This window comes from Tenacibaculum xiamenense (assembly GCF_964513065.1).
Taxonomy (GTDB): Bacteria; Bacteroidota; Bacteroidia; order Flavobacteriales; family Flavobacteriaceae; genus Polaribacter; species Polaribacter xiamenense.
This window is the reverse complement of record NZ_CAZEQU010000033.1, coordinates 738,598-757,354: the sequence shown is the minus strand read 5'-3', so window position 1 is coordinate 757,354 and position 18,757 is coordinate 738,598. Positions and strand designations below refer to the sequence as shown.

The window sequence follows — 18,757 nt, the reverse complement described above, 5'->3', positions numbered from 1 at the left end:
TAACCATATAATTACCTTGATATTATATTCCTTGGAAAATAAAAATATTTTCCGTAAATTTGTACTATCAATTAAGAAAGGAGGATTCTAAATGAATATTACATTATACGGTAAAAAAGGACATGCTTATACCATTGCTTATCGAAACTTTTTAAAGTCGGCTGAAGTACCGTTTATATTTAAAGACGTTTATGAAGATAGTGAAGCAAAAGAACATACAAAAGAGTTGTATGAGGGTATGATTAAATATCCAACCTTATTTGTAAATGATGATGTATATTTAACACCAACTTCAGATACTTTTAATAAAGTAATGAAGGATCTAAAATTAAGAGGGTAATTATACTATGGGAGATATTTCTAAGGACATTAATTCAAAATTTGAGGATAGTAAAGTGAAAGCTTTTATAAATATTAAGTATACAGCTAACTGGATTCAAAGTAAAGAAAATGATTTTTTCAAACCTTATGGTATATCGCCTCAACAGTATAATATACTTCGAATTTTAAGAGGAGCAAAAGAAGCAATTAAAGTCCAGGTAATTAAAGATAGGATGGTGGAAAGAGCACCTAATGCTACTCGTTTAATGGATAAATTATGTGATAAGAATTATATTCATCGAATAAGATGCGAACATGATAGGAGAGTGGTATATATTAATATTACTGATAAAGGATTAGAAATTCTTGATACAATAGATAGCGAATTACATTTTGACTTTATGGATAACCTATCAATGGAGGAAGCTGAGCAGTTAAGTTTTTTACTTGATAAAATAAGGTAAGACTCACAGAAATAATAAAAAAATTTACAATAATATTTTCCATGGAAAATAAATGAATTAAAACAAATGAAAACAAAAACAATAAAAAATAAAGTAGGGAGTCCAATGGTAAACATGGGACCAGTAAGATTAAGACAACCTTTACCCACACAAGGAATAGAAATGGTAGATCCCTTTTTACTATTACATCATTATGGACCGTACGCTATCAGTGCTTTTAATAATCCATTTGATTTAGGTCCTCATCCACACAGAGGGTTTGAACCGATTACCTTATTATTCAAGGGTGAGCAGCTACATAGAGATTCTCTAGGAAATGAAATGCTAGTTAAAGCAGGGGATGTTCAATGGACTACGGCAGGGAGAGGAATTATCCATGCAGAAGGACCTTCTAAAGAATTCGTAGAAAGAGGGGGGGATTTGGAAGGTATCCAGTTATGGTTGAACTTACCAGCCGAAAAGAAGCTGATGACTCCGAATTACCAACATGTGAAAAGTGAAGATATAGCTACTATTGAAGATGAGGATGGAAACTTTGTGTTAAAAGTAATCGCAGGAGAGCAAAAGGGAGTAAATGGTAGAATTCTAACACAAACGGAAGTGAATGTTTTTACAGCTGATGTCAAAGATTCTGGAAAAATGATGGTTGAGATTCCAAAGCATCATGAAGTGTTAGTATATCTTTTAGATGGTGAAGTTTTGGTAAATAATGAAGCAACCTTGAAAAAAGGCGCTACACAAATGATAACTTTTCATCAAGATGGTGATCAGATAGAACTTGAGGGTAGAGAAGAGAGTCGATTATTAATTCTTTCAGGAACTCCAATAAAAGAAAAAGTAGCTTCTTGGGGACCGTATGTCATGAATACTCAAACTGAGATAATGGAAGCCTTAAGAGATTATCAGCAAGGAAAAATGGGATATTTATATTAAAGAATAGCAAATAAATAATTGCTTAAGAAGAATTTAAAGGGAAAAACGTTGTAAATGGTTTTTCCCTTTAAAATTATAAAACTAAATGTTTTCTATTTTCTTTCTACAACATAGGTATTGGTAACCTTATCGTATGCATTTTGATGTTTCTTATCAAAAAACAACCAAATTACTGGAAGAATAAAATTCGATAAAAAGTTTTTTACAAATTCTCTTATTCCACCTTCAAAGAAGTTATTGAAATCATTTCCTGTTTTTGCATCAATTACCTTTATATTAAGAATTCGATGTCCGATATTCCCAGAAAATAAAGGGTAACATGCTGCGCCAATTCCAAATGCAGCTACTGCATTTAATAAGATACTATATAGGTTTGTGTCAGCATCCAAAAAAGTATCTAAATCTTCTTGATAAAACAAATAGTTTAAAGCAAATAGCACTATTAGAGAGAAAAATAATTCTAACATAAAAGCATAGAATCGCTTTTTCTTACTGGCAATCTTATAATTAAAAACTTTAGTATGTTCGTTCATAATTGAAATTTTTTTCGAATTTGCTCATTCGGAATAGAGCAGGTATTTTGAGTTAATTTTCGTCTGTTCTCTGAGATTATATCATATACCCAATCTTTAATTTTAATAGGTATTAAGTTCATTAAAAGTCTTAGAGCATAATATTGCTTTGTTATCTTTAAGAACTGATATATAGCATTAGATTTAATATAAATGTTATCATGACTAACTACAATTATTGTTTTTTTATTTAATTCTGTCAGATTATTTTTCTTAAGTATTTCTCTACCTAGTTCAGATTGATCAGAAATAAATTTGAAGTGATTTTCCGAATCTAACTCAGCTAAAAAAACAACGGTTTTATTACAGAAGCCACATAATCCGTCATAAATTAAGATGTTTTCCATTTTTTAAAGAATTTTACAATGTCTTCAATCCAGAATAGGAAGAAAAATAATTTGAATAATTTAAAATAGCTAGGAGCATCTAAAAAATAGGAAGCAAAACCTAAAAAACCTAGAAATCCGAGAAGTTTAAGCTTGTTGAGCATGTCGTTGTGTTTTAAAGTTAAGTAAAAATGTATTTGCTTTATAGGCTAGCCTTTCATAAAGTTGATTGCTTAAGAAGAAACCATATAAGCTAACAAAGAAGATTTCAAAGTCGTAAATCATCATGAAGAAATAGATTCCTGCATGTAACATTATACCTGAGATTAGGAAGATAACTTTATACTTTTTATCCCAAACTAAAAAGATGAATAATAATTCGAATAGTAATGTAAAATAGGTTCCTAAAGTTGTTATAACTCCATTATCAGAAAATAAACTACTAATAGGACTACTAAATCTTTCTAAATTCATCACGTAATATAACGCAGTTCCATTAAACCAAACATCTGCATGTATTTTATGAATAGCCGATATAAAATATACATAACCTAAATGAAAGCAAATAGAGTAAACGGCTAGGTTTGAAATTAAATAAGACTTATTTGTTTTAACTTTTTGTTTGTACAGTGTTAAGTGCTCGAAAGAGCTTGCAAAACAGAAATACAGTAAAACAAAGATCATTAAATTATCGCCTCCATTAAGTATTGGATAGGTTAGGTCCTGCAAAATTTTTATAAAGAAATATAATATGAAAACAGTGATGTTTCTACCGATACCCAATATCATAAAAATTGAAAGTGCTACTATGGATAATAAAAGAATACTACTATTAGCTAAAACAACTTCTGAGTTAAACCCAAAATAATCCAAGAACATTTCTTTATGCTCAAATAACACGCCATTGCTTAAAAGTATCGATTGACTTCCCCAAAGTAGGTATATTTTCTTTATAATATGAAAGCCAAGGAAGACTCTAAAGATTGATAAATACCAAGAGAATCTATTCGTACTTGATAAATTGTCTATAAATTGTTTTAATTTTCCCATGATTCAGTTTTTAAGTTATAATAGTCAGTTTCAAAAACAAATTGTTCCTTTTTTTCTTCTTCGCTTTCTTTTTCATGTCTTTTAGAGAAAGCTGGTACATCTACCGTGGCATAAACAAACTTTATTTTAAAAGTATCGTCTAAGCCTCTATTTTTAGCAAGACTCTTTCCGTAGTTCATTAATGTCTTTACTTCATTTGTTTTATGGAAGTCCTTTTTAAACTTATCCATAAATTGTTTAAAGCATTCAGCTTCTTCTTTACCATCGCAATTTTCAAATTTGTAGGCATTATAATGTTCTCTAATAATGTCGGAAATATTGTTTAGAGAGTTTGATAAAATGTAATCTACAACTGAAATATCATTGTTAAATAGGTATTCACTTTTTCGTTTATCGTGAATTGGTTTCATAGCTTCCATAATAATGGTGTCTTTTTGACTAGCGAAGTTGTAGTATAGACGGTCGTTAAATTTAGGAGGGGGGGCAAAGAAGGACCATCTTTGGTAAAAGAATGACGAAAATATCTTTTCGTATTTTAGAGCTTTAATTTTTAAGTAGTTTTCAGGAAGGGTGAAAAATATAGTAGCCCCCCAATAAACTGTAAAAATTGAGATTATTAAGATACTTTTTTTCATCTGTAAGTTGTTTAAGGTTTTAATAGATAGGAATGTATTGGATGTTATGAGTGGATTTCCATACATTTTCCGACTACTAAAAATATAGTTATAGTTGGATATTGATTATACTGCTAATAAATCGTCTTAGGATTTTTCTCAATGTTGAATGTCGGCCTTCGAGAAAGCTTCAATTCATTTAATAATTAGTAATTATTTTGTTTGTTGTTGAATTAGCAAGAAGTCTACCAGTAGTTCAAAAAATCAAAATTATTATTGTGATATTGATACCAATGGTTAATAGTTTGTCTTTTTAAACCTACCCGCATATGTAATACAGGTAGGTTTGAATAGTTTGATGATTAAAGCTTGCTTAGCTTGTAATTGATTTCACTTGCAACTTGAGGAGCTTGGATTTCTTCTTCAGCTGATAACAACCAATCAACACCTCTTAAAACAACTTCGTAAGCAAGGAATTTAGCAGCTTCTTTACCACTTCTATCCCATACTTTTTTAGCTACTTTACCTACGGTTCTAATACGTGCAACTTGTGCATAATCTCCTACTGAATATTCTGCAGAGTTAAACTGAACTGAAGCTACATTTAAGTTATCTTGATTAGAAGAAGTAGACTTGAATGAGAATAATGTGAACGATAGTGCTACTGCGCAAACTGGTACTAAGATTTTTTTAGTTAATTTCATTTTTAATGATTTTTAATGGTTATTTTTTTTCCTAATAAGTTTTACATCATTTTTAGGGTTTCGGATAATATTTATCGATAAATAGTTTTTACGTTGACAAAGTTAAGAGGGATTCTAAGTTGAATGATCTACCCGAAAGAGTAGTTTTTGTTTTTAGTGTGTAAAGCCTTGTAAATGAGTGTTTTGTGTTTGTGTATAGGGAGTTTTGTATTAATGTTAATTATACAAAAGTGTAGTACAACTAAAGTAGTTTTTTTGTATTTGGCTACGTGAAAAATTGATATAAAAAGAAAATCCTAAAGAACAAATGTTCCTTAGGATTTTCGATATTTTTAATTATAAAGAGTTACTTTTTATAAGTAGTATTTTATAAGTGAATTACTTCATCATAAGCATCAGCAACAGCCTCCATAACCGCTTCACTCATGGTTGGGTGAGGGTGGATAGCTTTTAATACTTCATGACCAGTAGTTTCTAATTTACGAGCTACGACAGCCTCAGCAATCATGTCGGTAACACCAGCACCAATCATATGACAACCTAGCCACTCACCATATTTAGCATCAAAAATGACCTTTACGAAACCATCAGGAGTTCCAGCAGCTTTCGCTTTACCAGAAGCAGAGAATGGGAATTTACCAACTTTAATGTCATATCCTTGCTCTTTTGCTTTGTCTTCAGTTAAACCAACAGAAGCAATTTCAGGAGTCGCATACGTACATCCAGGAATGTTTCCGTAATCAATAGTTTCAGTATGTAAACCAGCGATTTTTTCAACACAAGTAATTCCTTCAGCAGAAGCAACGTGCGCTAATGCAGGACCAGGAGTTACATCACCAATAGCATAATATCCAGGAATATTTGTTTGATAGAAATCATTTACTAAAACCTTGTCTCTATCAGTAATAATTCCAACATCTTCTAAACCGATGTTTTCAATATTGGTTTTAATACCTACCGCCGATAAAACTACATCAGCTTCTAATACTTGCTCTCCTTTTTTAGTTTTAACCGTCGCCTTCACTCCATCTCCTGAAGTATCAACAGACTCCACAGAAGAGCTGGTCATTACTTTAATTCCAGCTTTCTTGAAAGAACGCTCCATTTGCTTAGAAACGTCTTTATCTTCAACAGGAACAATGTTTGGCATAAACTCAACAATAGTTACATCAGTTCCCATAGAGTTATAGAAGTGAGCAAACTCAACTCCAATAGCTCCAGAACCAACAACAATCATTGATTTAGGTTGTGTAGATAACGTCATTGCTTCACGGTAACCAATTACTTTTTTACCATCTTGAGGTAAGTTTGGTAATACACGTGAACGAGCTCCGGTAGCAATAATAATATGATCTGCTGAATATTCAGTTACTTTACCATCCTTGTCAGTTACATCAACTTTTTTACCTGTCTTAATTTTACCAAATCCGTCGATTACATCAATTTTATTTTTCTTCATTAAGAACTGAACACCTTTGCTCATTCCTTCGGCAACACCACGACTACGCTTAATAACAGCATCAAAATCTTTATCAATAGCCTCAGCCTTTAAACCATATTCATCAACATGCTTTAAATAATCATATACTTGTGCAGATTTTAATAAAGCTTTGGTTGGGATACATCCCCAGTTTAAGCATATTCCACCTAAGTTTTCTTTCTCAACTACGGCAGTTTTAAATCCTAATTGTGATGCTCTAATGGCAGTTACATAACCTCCAGGACCACTTCCAATTACTAGTACGTCGTATTTCATGTTTTAGTTGTTTACTTAATTTTATAAGAAGCAAGATTTTAAAAAAATAATTGCTCCATTGAATTCATTAATTTAATTTATTTGGGCGTTCGAGCAGGCTTTCCGTTACATCTTTTGTTTTCTATTCTCAATACTTGCTTCGCAAACTCGAATCAAAACCAAAAGGATGCCACTTCAATCCCTAACGCTATTTTAATTATGAATGTTAAATCTTGAATTAATAGTTCAACATTCAAAACTTATAATTCAACATTTATAATTAAAATATTACATTCTTTCAGGAACGTTAATTCCTAACAATTTAAACGCTAGTTTAATAGTGTTTGCTACCTTATTAGATAACTGAACTCTAAATATTTTTTTATCCTCATCTTCTTCTCCCAAAATAGATACGTTTTGGTAAAATGAATTAAATTCCTTTACCAAGTCGTATGTATAATTAGCCACTACAGCAGGAGAATAGCTTCTAGCAGCCTGTTGAATTGTATCTGGGAAAAGGGCAAGTTGTTTAATTAACTCCTTTTCCTTATCGTGTAATTCAATACCAGATATCTCTTTACTGTAATCAAATTCGGCCTTTCTTAAAATAGACTGAATTCTCGCATAGGTGTATTGAACAAATGGTCCAGTATTACCTTGAAAATCAACAGAAGCTTGAGGGTCAAACAAAATTCTCTTTTTAGGGTCAACCTTTAAAATGAAATATTTTAAAGCTCCTAAACCAATAGTATTGTATAAAGAATTCTTTTCTTCAGTTGAGTATCCTTCTAATTTCCCTAATTCCTGAGAAATTTCTTTAGCAGTATCCGCCATTTCGACCATTAAATCATCGGCATCAACAACAGTACCTTCTCTCGATTTCATCTTACCAGAAGGTAAATCAACCATTCCATAACTTAGGTGATATAAATGATCAGCCCAGTTATATCCTAATTTTTTAAGAATTAAGAATAATACTTTAAAGTGATAATCTTGTTCATTCCCAACGGTATAAACCATTCCACTTAAATCAGTAAAATCTTTCGCTCTCTGAATGGCTGTTCCAATGTCTTGCGTCATATATACAGCAGTTCCATCAGAACGAAGCACTAACTTTTCATCGAGTCCTTCATCCGTTAAATCACACCAAACAGAACCATCTTCTTTCTTAAAGAAAACACCGTCTTTTAATCCTTGTTCAATAACATCTTTTCCTAAAAGATAGGTGTTACTTTCATAATATAGCTTGTCAAAATCAACTCCAATGTTTTCGTAAGTAACATCAAACCCTTTGTAAACCCAACCGTTCATCATTTCCCAAAGAGCTACTACTTCTTTATCTCCAGCTTCCCACTTTCGTAACATTTCTTGTGCTTCCAGGAATAAAGGAGCTTGTTTCTTAGCGTCGTCTTCAGAAACACCATCTGCTACTAAAGCGTTGATCTCTTTTTTATACTCTTGGTCAAACTTTACATAATAATTACCTACAAGTTTATCTCCTTTTAAACCAGTAGATTCAGGAGTTTCACCATTCCCATATTTTTTCCATGCCAACATTGATTTACAAATATGGATTCCTCTATCATTAATGATTTGGGTTTTGTAAACCTTATGCCCAGCAGCTTTTAAGATTTCAGATACAGCATATCCTAATAATACGTTTCTAACATGCCCTAAATGCAATGGCTTATTGGTATTCGGAGATGAGTATTCAACCATACGAGCATCTCTAGTATCTGCTTCGACGTAACCGTAAGTTTCATCTAAAGAAATTTGATTGAAAAAATTGGTATAAAAGCTATCCGCAATTACTAGGTTTAAAAAGCCTTTTACAACATTATAACTTGTTACATCCTCAACATGCTCAACTAAGTATTTTCCTAAATCTTCACCAATTTGAACAGGATTTCCTTTCCTATACCGCAATAAAGGGAATACTACAACTGTAATATCTCCTTCAAAATCTTTACGGGTTGCTTGAAATTCAACATTAGGAATTTCTACATCATACAAGGCTAAAAATCCTTCTTTTACTTTAGTTTCTAGTACGTTTTGAATATTCATTAATTGTCATAAATTGAAGTGCAAAATTACATAAATTATTTGGATGATATTTAAACTGATTCTAACAATTTATATGGGTATTTTTGCCACCGGAAAATCAAAGGTTTTATGTTAATAATTTGGCATTGAGTTGAATTGCTAACTCTTTGATTTTTAACCATAATAATGTTAGTGATGATAGATAAGGATTTAGAGAATTTACCACGATTGGCTAAAGAGGCTAAGGAAGAAAATATTAAATATTTTAAGAAGTTAAAGAAAAGAACACCAAAACGCTTGGATGTGTTAATGCAAGAAATTCATGAAGAAGAATTTGAGAGAACTGATTGTTTGACTTGTGCCAATTGTTGTAAAACAACGAGTCCTATGTTTACTTATAAAGACATTGAACGAATAGCGAAGCATCTAAAAATGAAAGTAGCAGATTTCGTTGCTCAATATTTAAGGATAGATGAAGATGATTTTCATGTATTAAAAACGGCTCCATGTCCTTTTTTAGATGAAAGCGATAATACCTGTTTTATCTATGATGTTCGCCCAAAAGCTTGTTCAGAATATCCACATACAAATAGAAAAAAGTTTATTCAATTGGCAAACCTTACGGTTAAAAATACTGAAGTTTGTCCAGCAACTTACAGAATAGTAGAGGAGCTGAAGAAGCGCTTGCCAAGTTCATAAGATACCTATGTATTTGAAATATAAAAAAGAAGTGCTTATTTAATAAGCACTTCTTTTTTATGCGTCGAATATTTTTAAGCTATCCCAAAGAGCTTCTCTAAGCTCAATTTTTTCCAAATCAGTATTCAATGGAGTTTGCTCAGTATATTTTCCAAGTGTTTTCCCTTTAGGAGCACCAATAAGTTCTCCTGATTTACCAACATTCCCCATTAAACAATCTGCATATTTTTCACCTCCTTTTTGTGGAGATTGTGATTGACCAATAAAGTTCATCATACCAAACATAAGATTAAATACTGTTTGTTTAACTCTAGGTAAGTTTTTTAACCCTGAAGACCCTGAAGACCCTGAAGTTAAGCCAGGAGAGAACCATACCACTTCGAAATCAGGTTCGATTTCGGCTAACTTTTTAACCCACAAACCTCCTACAAATTTTGAAACACCTATAGCATTCATTGGATTGTACTTTGGAAGGGATTCAGATTTTAAATGTATATAACCCATCAAAGATTTCTTAGATTCAAAACGTGGTTTCTTTATCATTCCAGAAATTCCACGAGCACCTTCACCTCCAGCCAGAACTATTCTTGCAGTCTTAGAGAGAAGTCCAATTCTTTTTAGTTGAACATAAACAATATGACTTCCGATTAAATTTTGAAAAACCGTTTTTTCAAATTGGGTATTTTTATAGGTAATAGATTCATAATTATCCGAAAAAACAGCGAAACCAGCAGCTAGAAAAACAATGTCGAAAGGTTCTGTCTTATCTAGCTTTTGGACAGCTGCAGTAATTTTTTCAGGATGATTCATGTCAAAACCATCGATCACGACTAAACGTAAAGTTTGATCGGATTTAACCGATTGAAGTATTTCTCTTTTGGCAATTTCACCCTTATGTTTTGTTCGCACGGCCATAACAATATTATTATAACCATGCTTGATTAAGTGTTTGATAGTTTCTTTCGCCATAGCTCCGTTGGCACCGGTGATAAGAATTCTTTTGTTAGTATTATTTTCCATTTAAGAAATGTTAATTTGAGATGCTTTTAAAATGTGGTGTTAGATAGATATTTTATGGACTATCTATATCAATTCATCAGTGTTATGAATTAAAATATGTAGTTACTTTTTTATTGAAAAATGAAAGAAGTATTGAAATAACCGCAACAACAATTCCGATATATGCTTTTGCTGGAATTGCAACTAGTATATTTATGAAGAAAACTACTCGAGCCGCCCATAAATTTCTTTTTAAGATAAAAACTACAAGGCTTATAAAGCTTATAAAATATGCTATTCCAGTATATATTATCCAAATGGGTTGGATATCACCGATATTGATGTTTTTAGAGGTGATAACATAGTAAAATATAAATGGGAGCAAGCCCATAATAGCATTTAGAATAAAAATAATTCTTAAAGGAATTGGTTTATAAACATGTTGTGTTGATTGCATAATATTTAATTAATGATTAATAACAATGCAAATTTCAACAAAACGGTACCCTTAATTCAGGTGAAAAAGTCCTTTAATCCGTTAATTTAGTCCATTATTTTGTCTGAATTCAGTGGGAGAAAGACCATATTTTCTTTTAAAAGATTTAGAAAAACTGTCGACACTTGAAAACCCACAATCAATACTAATATCTAATATTCTATCTGAAGATACTGTTAACAATTGAGCGGCTTTTTCTAGCTTTTTATTTTTGAAGTAGGAGGCTGGAGTATCGTTAAATGATTCTTTAAACTTACGTTTGAAACTAGAGATACTTAAATTACATAAATGCGCAATTTCTTCAATGGATATATCTTCAAAAATGTTATTCCCGATAATATTCTTAAAGTTAATATTTGAAGGATTAAATATGTCATGAAGCAAATTTCTAATATTATTACTATCGATTTTGTAAAGAATATTAAGAAGCTCTTTTACCTTTAAAATAATAAGATCTTCAGCAACAATATCAGGATTATTGAAGTATATCATTAAGCCTTCAATATATAGTTTCAATAACTCATTGCTTTTTATTACTTGAATCTTAGAATCTTTTTGATCAGATTTAGCAGTCAAAAAATCAGGTATTTTATCGTTGTATACGTATTTAATGAGTTCAGGGTAAAGATGGATAGCTACAGCTTCATTCTCTGAATTATCAGCATTTTCTTGCCAATAGTTGAAATAATTACCGCATTTCATCAAAACACCATTATGTGATTCAATACCATACTTTTTATTTACGTGGTAAAGAGAAGAATTTCCTTTTATCGAGTATAATAAACAAGCTTCTGATTCCATTTGTTCTTTCAATCTGAGTGGAGGTGTAAAAACAACTCTTTCCAGAACAATTTTCCCTAGTAAATCATAATGTTGATGACTATGAATCATACGATAGTTTTAATATTTCATGTATTACAAAACTAACGGATTATTTTTAGTAGTTTCAGCTATTTATAAATTCGAGCTATAAAAAACGAGTTAATAAAATTTATGTATAATTAGTTTGTATTCATTGTAAATAATAAAAAGAAATCTTTGTTTTTTTGAGAGAAATATAATATTTGTATTTTTAAGGAAAATGGAAATTAATGGAGACGATTATTAGTTATTTTGAAAACATTCCTCCTGCTCATAGGAGTATGATTTTGGTTGGAGGTATTACTTTTTTTTGGCTTTTAGAGAGTGCAGTACCTTTATTCAGTTTTAAGTATAACAAGTGGAAACATGCGTTTCCAAATCTTTTTTTTACTGCGACAACAATTATTATTAATTTCTTTTTAGCATTCTTATTATTAAAAACTTCTGATTGGGCTGTTGCAAATAATTTTGGATTAATTAATTGGTTACCGGAAATGCCGTTGTGGTTATATGTTCTTTTAGGTGTTCTGTTCTTAGACTTCTTTGGAGCTTATTTAGCGCATTTAGTAGAACATAAAGTAATTCTTTTATGGATGGTTCATCTGGTGCATCATACTGATCATAAGGTTGATACTACTACAGCGAACAGACATCACCCAATTGAAAGTGTGATTCGCTTTTCTTTTACTTTATTGGGAGTCTTTTTAGTAGGAACTCCTATTGGAATTGTAATGTTGTATCAGTCAATGTCGTTGGTTTTTACTCAATTAACACATGCAAATATAAAAATGCCTAAAAAATTAGATAAGGCACTTAGCTATGTCATTGTATCACCAGATATGCATAAGGTACATCATCATAATTTACTCCCTTATACAGATAGTAATTATGGTAATATATTTTCTATATGGGATCGACTTTTTGGTACTTATATGGAAATGGATAGAGAAGAAATTGTATATGGCGTGGATACATTCCCAGATGAAGTAAAGAATTCGAGTTTATTAGAGTTATTGAAGCAACCTTTTCAAGGTTATAGAAAGCCAACGAATATAGGTGAATAATTATTTTTGATTAAATAAATGACAGTGTCTATATCTGTCATATAGACACTGTTTTCATATTATAAAATATGCCAAGCCTTTTGGCACTGTATATTCTTAGACTTATCAGTATCGTTTGTATAGGACATATAATAAGATCCATCTTTGGTATCAATACATCTCCATTCCCAATTTCCAACGGGTACTCCTAAATCGTTTACAGTCATACCTGTCAAGGGATCGGCACTATAATTTCCACCACCTCCAAAGAGATTCTTTTGATCTTTTTTAGATAGTTCATTCACTTCTTTAAAGTTTAAAATACTTTGTTTCATAATTATAAATTTTTTCGTTTCTAACGAATGTGGGTTCATTGTATGAAATGATAATTAGCATTCTTCTGAATGGTAGTATTTTATTTCTGAATATAGGTAGAATAAGAAAGTATTAAAAATATAAGGGGAGATTTTAAGGGTAAATAGTAAAACAAAGCTATTGTATTTCACTTATTTTGAATTATTGAACTTTTCAATTAAATACAAAACATGTTTGCCTCTTGCTTCGGTACCTTTACTTTCGTAAACAATTTTCGAGGTAATAAGATGTTTTAATTCTGGATGTACCCAATCTTTTTCTTTACCAAAGAAAAACAAGGTATTCATAGTGTAGGCTCTTACCGCAATTTTTTGATCGCTAATAAGCCAATCGAATCCTGTTTCAATAATCAAATCAATATGACTTTCAGTTAAAACTACTTTTGTGTTATTATCATTCTTTGAATCATATGCCATTGCCAATCGTTCACATATTTTAGAGCAAGGTCTGATAGCACTATCAAATTTTAATTTACCAATATTTTCAGTGAGGATATCAAGATATGGAAGAATATAATCAATACCATGATGTGTACATATCCATTCTAAAATCCAAGCGGCTTTTATCGACAGCTTATCATCAACATTAAAAACAAATTTTACTAATTCTTTGAATAAACTTTCATCATTTAATATAATATTTGCAGCTTTCGTACGATTAACTTTAGAGGCATTGACTACATCATTTAAAATAGAAATTAAAGAATCTGAATTCATATTGGTATAGTTTATGTAACTTTGAATATGTTTAAAGAATAACAGGATGATAAAGATAAACAGGATATTTTCAATATCGCTTTTATTACTACTATTTTTAGGGAATTTTACCTTTGGGCAAAAGATTAACCAGTTTGACAACAATGGTAAAAGAACTGGTACATGGAAAAAGAACTATAAAAATGGAAATATCAGATATCAAGGCCAATTTATAGGAGGGAAAGAGGTAGGTGTTTTCAAGTTTTATGAACTAACATCACCAACTCAACCCACTATCATTAAAGAGTTTTCAAGATCAAATGATACAGCTAAGGTGAAGTTTTATTCATCTAATGGTAAATTAAAATCACAAGGGAAGATGCTTAGAAAGCATAGAATAGGGAAGTGGCTGTATTATTTTCCAAATGGAGATGTGATGTCAGAGGAGAATTATACGAATGGTGAATTGCATGGAGTACTAAAAAATTATTATCCGAATAGAAAGCTTACAGAAGAAACTCATTATAGCAATGGAAAGAAACATGGTACCTCAAAAATTTATTCAGAAACAGGAAGTATCTTGGAGGAGGTAAATTATAAAAATGGAAATTTGGATGGAGAAGGGAAATATTATGATTTAAAAGGAGCATTAAAGGAAAAAGGAATGTATAAAGATGGAAAACGTCATGGGAAATGGGAGTTTTACATCGATGGACAAGTTTCAAAAAAGAAAAAAGAGAAATTGTCGGAATTTAAAGAATAAGAATTACCTATTCAGCTATTAGAATTTATCATACTTTTAAACGAAAACAAATTCGTAAATTTGTCGCCTTAAAACGAAACTAATGAAACCGGCATGTTCAAAATAATTATCAAACTCAGATGAATGATTATTTTAAACATCCAAGGTTACATGTGACCATTGAAAAACAGTAAAAATAAACACATGAAAAGAGTAGTCGTAGGACTTTCAGGAGGGGTGGACAGTAGTGTAACAGCCTATCTTTTAAAGGAACAAGGATATGAGGTTATTGGGTTATTCATGAAAAACTGGCATGATGATTCGGTAACTATTTCCGATGAATGTCCATGGTTGGAAGATAGTAACGACGCTATGATCGTAGCTGAAAAATTAAATATCCCATTTCAAACGGTAGATTTGAGTAGTCAATACAAAGAACGTATTGTCGATTATATGTTTGCTGAATATGAAAAAGGACGAACTCCTAATCCTGATGTTTTATGTAATCGTGAAATTAAATTCGATGTTTTTATGGATATTGCTTTAAGTTTAGGAGCTGATTATGTAGCAACAGGGCATTATTGTAGAAAAGGAGAAGAAATCATTGAAGGAAAACCAGTATATAAATTGTTAGCTGGAAAAGACACTAATAAAGATCAATCATATTTTCTATGCCAATTATCGCAAGAGCAATTAGCTAAAGCGTTATTTCCAATTGGAGAATTAACAAAACCTGAAGTTAGAGAGATTGCTAAAGAAGCAGATTTAATTACTGCGGATAAAAAGGATTCGCAAGGTTTGTGTTTTATCGGAAAAGTTAGGTTACCTGACTTTTTACAGCAGAAATTACAACCAAAAGAAGGAGAAATAATTCAAATACCCGATAGTTTTGAAGGGTTTAATAAAACGGTTCCTGATTTTGGTAATAAAGAGGAAGAGCTAGCTTATTTTTCTGAAAAATATAAGTACGTAAAACAAAACGGTAAAGTAGTAGGAAAGCATCAAGGTGCCCATTATTTTACCAAAGGTCAAAGAAAAGGTTTAGCTGTTGGAGGCACAAAAGAACCTTTATTTGTAATTGAAACAGACGTAGAAGAGAATATTATCTATACAGGAGAAGGGAAAAAGCATAAAGGATTATATAGGAATGTCTTATTTGTTTCTAATGATGAATTACATTGGGTTCGCGAAGATTTAGCACTAAGTTCGGGTGAGACAATGGAGGTAGAGGCACGAATTAGATACAGACAATCATTGGAAAAAGCCATACTTCATAAAGTTGAAAATGGGGTATATGTAGAATTTGACAATGCCCAATCGGCTATTCAGGAAGGCCAATTTGTGGCGTGGTATAAGAATGAAGAGTTATTAGGTTCTGGTGTAATTAGTTAACCAATTATTTAAAAATAAAATAGAAAAGTAGTAATTTAGTTGACATGAATAAATTACTACTTTTTTTTATTGTTTCCCTTCTGAGTAATTTTACATTCTCTCAGACAGAAGATGCTTGGGTGTTTTTTAAAGATAAGCCAGAAGCAAGTACCTATTTGTCCAATCCTACATCTATGTTAACGCAGCGTTCCATTGATAGAAGAACACGTTTAAACATAGCCCTTGATACAAAAGATGTACCTATCCATTCAAGTTACTACGATCAGGTAAAAAATACTGCTGGTATCACGATAATGGCGAAATCGAAATGGTTAAATGCTATTCATGTTAGAGGTACTCAAGCCGTGATTGACGGTCTGTCGACTTCGTTTAATTTTATAGAAAAGATTGAGTTTGCGAATAAATCATTAAATAGGTCTATTAGCGCTTCTGAAGAAACTAAGAAAAGTAATCATTTAGACAAATTCAGAGGGTTAAATACCGATTTTGATTACGGTGTTGCTAACACTCAAGTAACCATGATCAAAGCAGATTATTTACATCGTGAAGGGTTTACTGGAGAAGGAATGCATATGGCAGTTATTGACGCTGGGTTTCCGAATGTTCAAACACTAAGTGCTTTTCAGAGATTAAGAGACAATAATAAAATTTTAGGAGGATACGATTTTGTCAATCGAAGTACAAACTTCTACACTGGTCATAATCATGGAACGCATGTATTATCCGATATAGCTGGTTATATTGAAAATCAATTTGTAGGAACGGCTCCTGATGCCTCGTTTTACTTGTTTATTACTGAAGATGCAGCAAATGAAACACCTTTAGAAGAAAGTTTATGGGTTGAAGCTGCCGAAAGAGCTGATAGTTTAGGTGTGGATGTGGTGAATACTTCATTAGGTTATACGACATTTGATAATTCAAGTTATAATTACACTTACAATGATATGAATGGAGAAACCGCATTTATATCGAGGGGAGCTGAAATAGGAGCTTCACGAGGGGTAATCTTTGTTACTTCTGCTGGGAATAGTGGAAATCAATCATGGAAATACATTTCCGCACCAGCAGATGCAGCTTCTGTTTTTACCATAGGCGCTGTGAACGGTTCTGAAAACATCGCTTCATTTAGTTCTTATGGACCAACAGCCGATGGTAGAGTGAAGCCAGATGTATTGGCACATGGCCAAAGTGTTTATGTAGTTAATTATATTTCTGGATCTCCTTCAACGAGTAATGGAACTTCTTTTTCATCGCCTGTAATGGCAGGTGCAGTGGCTTGTTTTTGGCAGGCTTTTCCTAATATGACTCATACGGAAATCATGCAGAAGATCCGAGAGTCAGCAGATAGATATGCAAACCCTACCGATCAACACGGATATGGAGTACCTGATTTTGAACAAGCATATAGAACATTATCTACCGAAAAACTACCTAATGACAACGATTTTACGGTATATCCAAATCCCGTTGAAAATACATTGTTTATTGATAGCCAGTATGATAATGTTAACGTTTCAATAATAAACCTTTTGGGTGAATTTGTAAAGAAAGAGGAAGGTATTTCGCAAGGAGTTAATGTTTCCAATTTGTCACAAGGAATGTATATATTGCAGATTGAAAAAAATGGTCTTTTTCAAAAAATTAAATTTCTTAAACAATAACTCGTTAAACATATTTTGATAAAACGAATGATTAAGCTTAAATGTTATAAAATAGGATTGGCTTTGATTCGTGGAATCTACTATTGATTATAATGAATAAAATCACTGAACTTTTTAATATTAAATATCCAATCGTTCAAGGTGGAATGATTTGGGTTTCTGGATGGAAATTGGCTTCAGCTGTTTCAAATGCAGGAGGATTGGGACTTATAGGAGCAGGGTCAATGTATCCTGACGTATTGAGAGAACATATTCAGAAATGTAAAAAAGCCACCGATAAACCGTTTGGCGTTAATGTTCCAATGTTATATCCAGACATTGAAGAAATCATGAATATTATTGTTGAGGAAGAGGTTAAAATTGTGTTTACTTCAGCAGGAAATCCTAAAACTTGGACTAGTTTTTTAAAAGAACAAGGAATAACGGTAGTTCATGTGGTAAGCTCTGTAAAATTTGCTTTAAAAGCTGAAGCAGCTGGTGTTGATGCTGTTGTTTGTGAAGGTTTTGAAGCAGGAGGGCATAACGGACGTGAAGAAACTACAACCTTTACTTTAATTCCAATGGTGAGAGAACAGGTTAAAATACCAGTGATAGCTGCAGGAGGTATTGGAACAGGAAGAGGAATGTTGGCAGCGATGACATTAGGAGCGAATGGAGTGCAAATAGGAAGTAGATTTGCCGCAACAATTGAATCGTCAGCACATGATAATTTTAAAAAAACAATTGTTGATGTAAAAGATGGAGATACACATTTAACTTTAAAAGAATTAGCACCAGTAAGGTTGGTTAAGAATAGGTTTTATGAAAGAGTTCAAGAACTTTACCAAAACAATCCAAGCATTGAGGATATAAAAGAACTGTTAGGAAGAGCTAGAGCTAAGAAAGGAATGTTTGAAGGAGATTTAGATGAAGGAGAGCTTGAAATAGGGCAAATAGCAGGATTAATTCATGAAATAAAGTCAGCAGGCGACGTTATAGCGGATATAATGAAAGAGTTTAACGAAGTAAAGCTCGAATTAAATTCTTTGTAAA

The 18,757-nt window shown here is 31.8% G+C and carries 21 protein-coding genes; 9 read left to right on the top strand and 12 right to left on the bottom strand.

What is annotated here, in order from left to right:
* Window positions 1-91 precede the first annotated feature (91 nt).
* The 3 genes from ACKTTV_RS14420 to ACKTTV_RS14410 all read left to right on the top strand — a co-directional run bounded on the left by ACKTTV_RS14420 (window position 92) and on the right by ACKTTV_RS14410 (window position 1,718).
* Window positions 92-340: a glutaredoxin family protein gene (locus tag ACKTTV_RS14420; protein ID WP_408031552.1), complete on the top strand. Its 249-nt coding sequence runs from the start codon at window positions 92-94 to the stop codon at window positions 338-340.
* A 7-nt stretch (window positions 341-347) separates the two neighbouring features.
* Entirely contained in the window at window positions 348-785 is a 438-nt protein-coding gene (locus ACKTTV_RS14415; RefSeq protein WP_408031551.1) for a MarR family winged helix-turn-helix transcriptional regulator, read from the top strand.
* 66 nt (window positions 786-851) lie between these two features.
* Entirely contained in the window at window positions 852-1,718 is an 867-nt protein-coding gene (locus tag ACKTTV_RS14410) for a pirin family protein (RefSeq protein WP_408031550.1), read from the top strand.
* A 92-nt stretch (window positions 1,719-1,810) separates the two neighbouring features.
* On the opposite strand, the gene ACKTTV_RS14405 is transcribed toward ACKTTV_RS14410, so the two are convergent.
* From ACKTTV_RS14405 to argS, 7 genes are all read right to left on the bottom strand, one after another.
* On the bottom strand, window positions 1,811-2,251 hold the full coding sequence (locus ACKTTV_RS14405) for an RDD family protein (protein WP_408031549.1): 441 nt from the start codon (window positions 2,249-2,251) through the stop codon (window positions 1,811-1,813).
* Window positions 2,248-2,637 (bottom strand): thiol-disulfide oxidoreductase DCC family protein, encoded by a 390-nt coding sequence (locus ACKTTV_RS14400; protein ID WP_408031548.1) that lies wholly within the window; start codon window positions 2,635-2,637, stop codon window positions 2,248-2,250. Before ACKTTV_RS14400 ends, ACKTTV_RS14405 begins: the two co-directional genes overlap by 4 nt.
* A 126-nt stretch (window positions 2,638-2,763) precedes the next feature.
* A complete protein-coding gene (locus tag ACKTTV_RS14395; RefSeq protein WP_408031547.1) occupies window positions 2,764-3,666 on the bottom strand; it encodes a hypothetical protein in 903 nt (300 codons plus the stop codon).
* Entirely contained in the window at window positions 3,654-4,301 is a 648-nt protein-coding gene (locus ACKTTV_RS14390; protein ID WP_408031546.1) for a hypothetical protein, read from the bottom strand. The genes ACKTTV_RS14395 and ACKTTV_RS14390 overlap by 13 nt, the downstream gene beginning before the upstream one ends.
* Window positions 4,302-4,642: 341 nt before the next feature.
* On the bottom strand, window positions 4,643-4,984 hold the full coding sequence (locus ACKTTV_RS14385) for a hypothetical protein (RefSeq protein ID WP_408031545.1): 342 nt from the start codon (window positions 4,982-4,984) through the stop codon (window positions 4,643-4,645).
* Window positions 4,985-5,351: 367 nt separating this feature from the next.
* A complete protein-coding gene (gene lpdA / locus ACKTTV_RS14380; RefSeq protein WP_408031544.1) occupies window positions 5,352-6,740 on the bottom strand; it encodes a dihydrolipoyl dehydrogenase in 1,389 nt (462 codons plus the stop codon).
* Window positions 6,741-7,007: 267 nt separating this feature from the next.
* A complete protein-coding gene (gene argS, locus ACKTTV_RS14375) occupies window positions 7,008-8,783 on the bottom strand; it encodes an arginine--tRNA ligase (RefSeq protein ID WP_408031543.1) in 1,776 nt (591 codons plus the stop codon).
* 174 nt (window positions 8,784-8,957) lie between these two features.
* Here argS and ACKTTV_RS14370 point away from each other — a divergent pair, with 174 nt between their 5' ends.
* Window positions 8,958-9,461, top strand: a complete 504-nt coding sequence (locus ACKTTV_RS14370; RefSeq protein ID WP_408031542.1) for a YkgJ family cysteine cluster protein — start codon at window positions 8,958-8,960, stop codon at window positions 9,459-9,461.
* 57 nt (window positions 9,462-9,518) lie between these two features.
* On the opposite strand, the gene ACKTTV_RS14365 is transcribed toward ACKTTV_RS14370, so the two are convergent.
* The 3 genes from ACKTTV_RS14365 to ACKTTV_RS14355 form a co-directional block, all read right to left on the bottom strand.
* Window positions 9,519-10,481 (bottom strand): SDR family NAD(P)-dependent oxidoreductase, encoded by a 963-nt coding sequence (locus ACKTTV_RS14365; RefSeq protein WP_408031541.1) that lies wholly within the window; start codon window positions 10,479-10,481, stop codon window positions 9,519-9,521.
* Between the two features lie 82 nt (window positions 10,482-10,563).
* Window positions 10,564-10,917, bottom strand: a complete 354-nt coding sequence (locus ACKTTV_RS14360) for a hypothetical protein (RefSeq protein WP_408031540.1) — start codon at window positions 10,915-10,917, stop codon at window positions 10,564-10,566.
* A gap of 81 nt (window positions 10,918-10,998) precedes the next feature.
* Complete coding sequence (locus ACKTTV_RS14355; protein WP_408031539.1) at window positions 10,999-11,847, bottom strand: helix-turn-helix domain-containing protein; 849 nt, start codon at window positions 11,845-11,847, stop codon at window positions 10,999-11,001.
* Between the two features lie 200 nt (window positions 11,848-12,047).
* Here ACKTTV_RS14355 and ACKTTV_RS14350 point away from each other — a divergent pair, with 200 nt between their 5' ends.
* On the top strand, window positions 12,048-12,881 hold the full coding sequence (locus ACKTTV_RS14350) for a sterol desaturase family protein (RefSeq protein ID WP_408031538.1): 834 nt from the start codon (window positions 12,048-12,050) through the stop codon (window positions 12,879-12,881).
* Between the two features lie 59 nt (window positions 12,882-12,940).
* On the opposite strand, the gene ACKTTV_RS14345 is transcribed toward ACKTTV_RS14350, so the two are convergent.
* Together ACKTTV_RS14345 and ACKTTV_RS14340 are read right to left on the bottom strand one after the other, a co-directional pair.
* Window positions 12,941-13,195 carry a hypothetical protein gene (locus ACKTTV_RS14345; RefSeq protein WP_408031537.1) on the bottom strand — a complete coding sequence of 85 codons (255 nt, stop codon included), beginning with the start codon at window positions 13,193-13,195 and terminating at the stop codon, window positions 12,941-12,943.
* 171 nt (window positions 13,196-13,366) lie between these two features.
* Window positions 13,367-13,951: an adenylosuccinate lyase gene (locus ACKTTV_RS14340; RefSeq protein WP_408031536.1), complete on the bottom strand. Its 585-nt coding sequence runs from the start codon at window positions 13,949-13,951 to the stop codon at window positions 13,367-13,369.
* Between the two features lie 46 nt (window positions 13,952-13,997).
* Between ACKTTV_RS14340 and ACKTTV_RS14335 the strand changes: the two genes are divergently transcribed.
* The 4 genes from ACKTTV_RS14335 to ACKTTV_RS14320 all read left to right on the top strand — a co-directional run bounded on the left by ACKTTV_RS14335 (window position 13,998) and on the right by ACKTTV_RS14320 (window position 18,756).
* Window positions 13,998-14,693: a toxin-antitoxin system YwqK family antitoxin gene (locus ACKTTV_RS14335; protein ID WP_408031535.1), complete on the top strand. Its 696-nt coding sequence runs from the start codon at window positions 13,998-14,000 to the stop codon at window positions 14,691-14,693.
* 183 nt (window positions 14,694-14,876) lie between these two features.
* The gene (gene mnmA, locus ACKTTV_RS14330; protein ID WP_408031534.1) at window positions 14,877-16,064 is read left to right on the top strand and encodes a tRNA 2-thiouridine(34) synthase MnmA; all 1,188 of its coding nucleotides are present in this window, start codon (window positions 14,877-14,879) and stop codon (window positions 16,062-16,064) included.
* 44 nt (window positions 16,065-16,108) lie between these two features.
* Window positions 16,109-17,725 carry a S8 family serine peptidase gene (locus ACKTTV_RS14325; RefSeq protein WP_408031533.1) on the top strand — a complete coding sequence of 539 codons (1,617 nt, stop codon included), beginning with the start codon at window positions 16,109-16,111 and terminating at the stop codon, window positions 17,723-17,725.
* A gap of 92 nt (window positions 17,726-17,817) precedes the next feature.
* Window positions 17,818-18,756 (top strand): NAD(P)H-dependent flavin oxidoreductase, encoded by a 939-nt coding sequence (locus tag ACKTTV_RS14320; protein ID WP_408031532.1) that lies wholly within the window; start codon window positions 17,818-17,820, stop codon window positions 18,754-18,756.
* Window position 18,757: the final 1 nt, after the last annotated feature.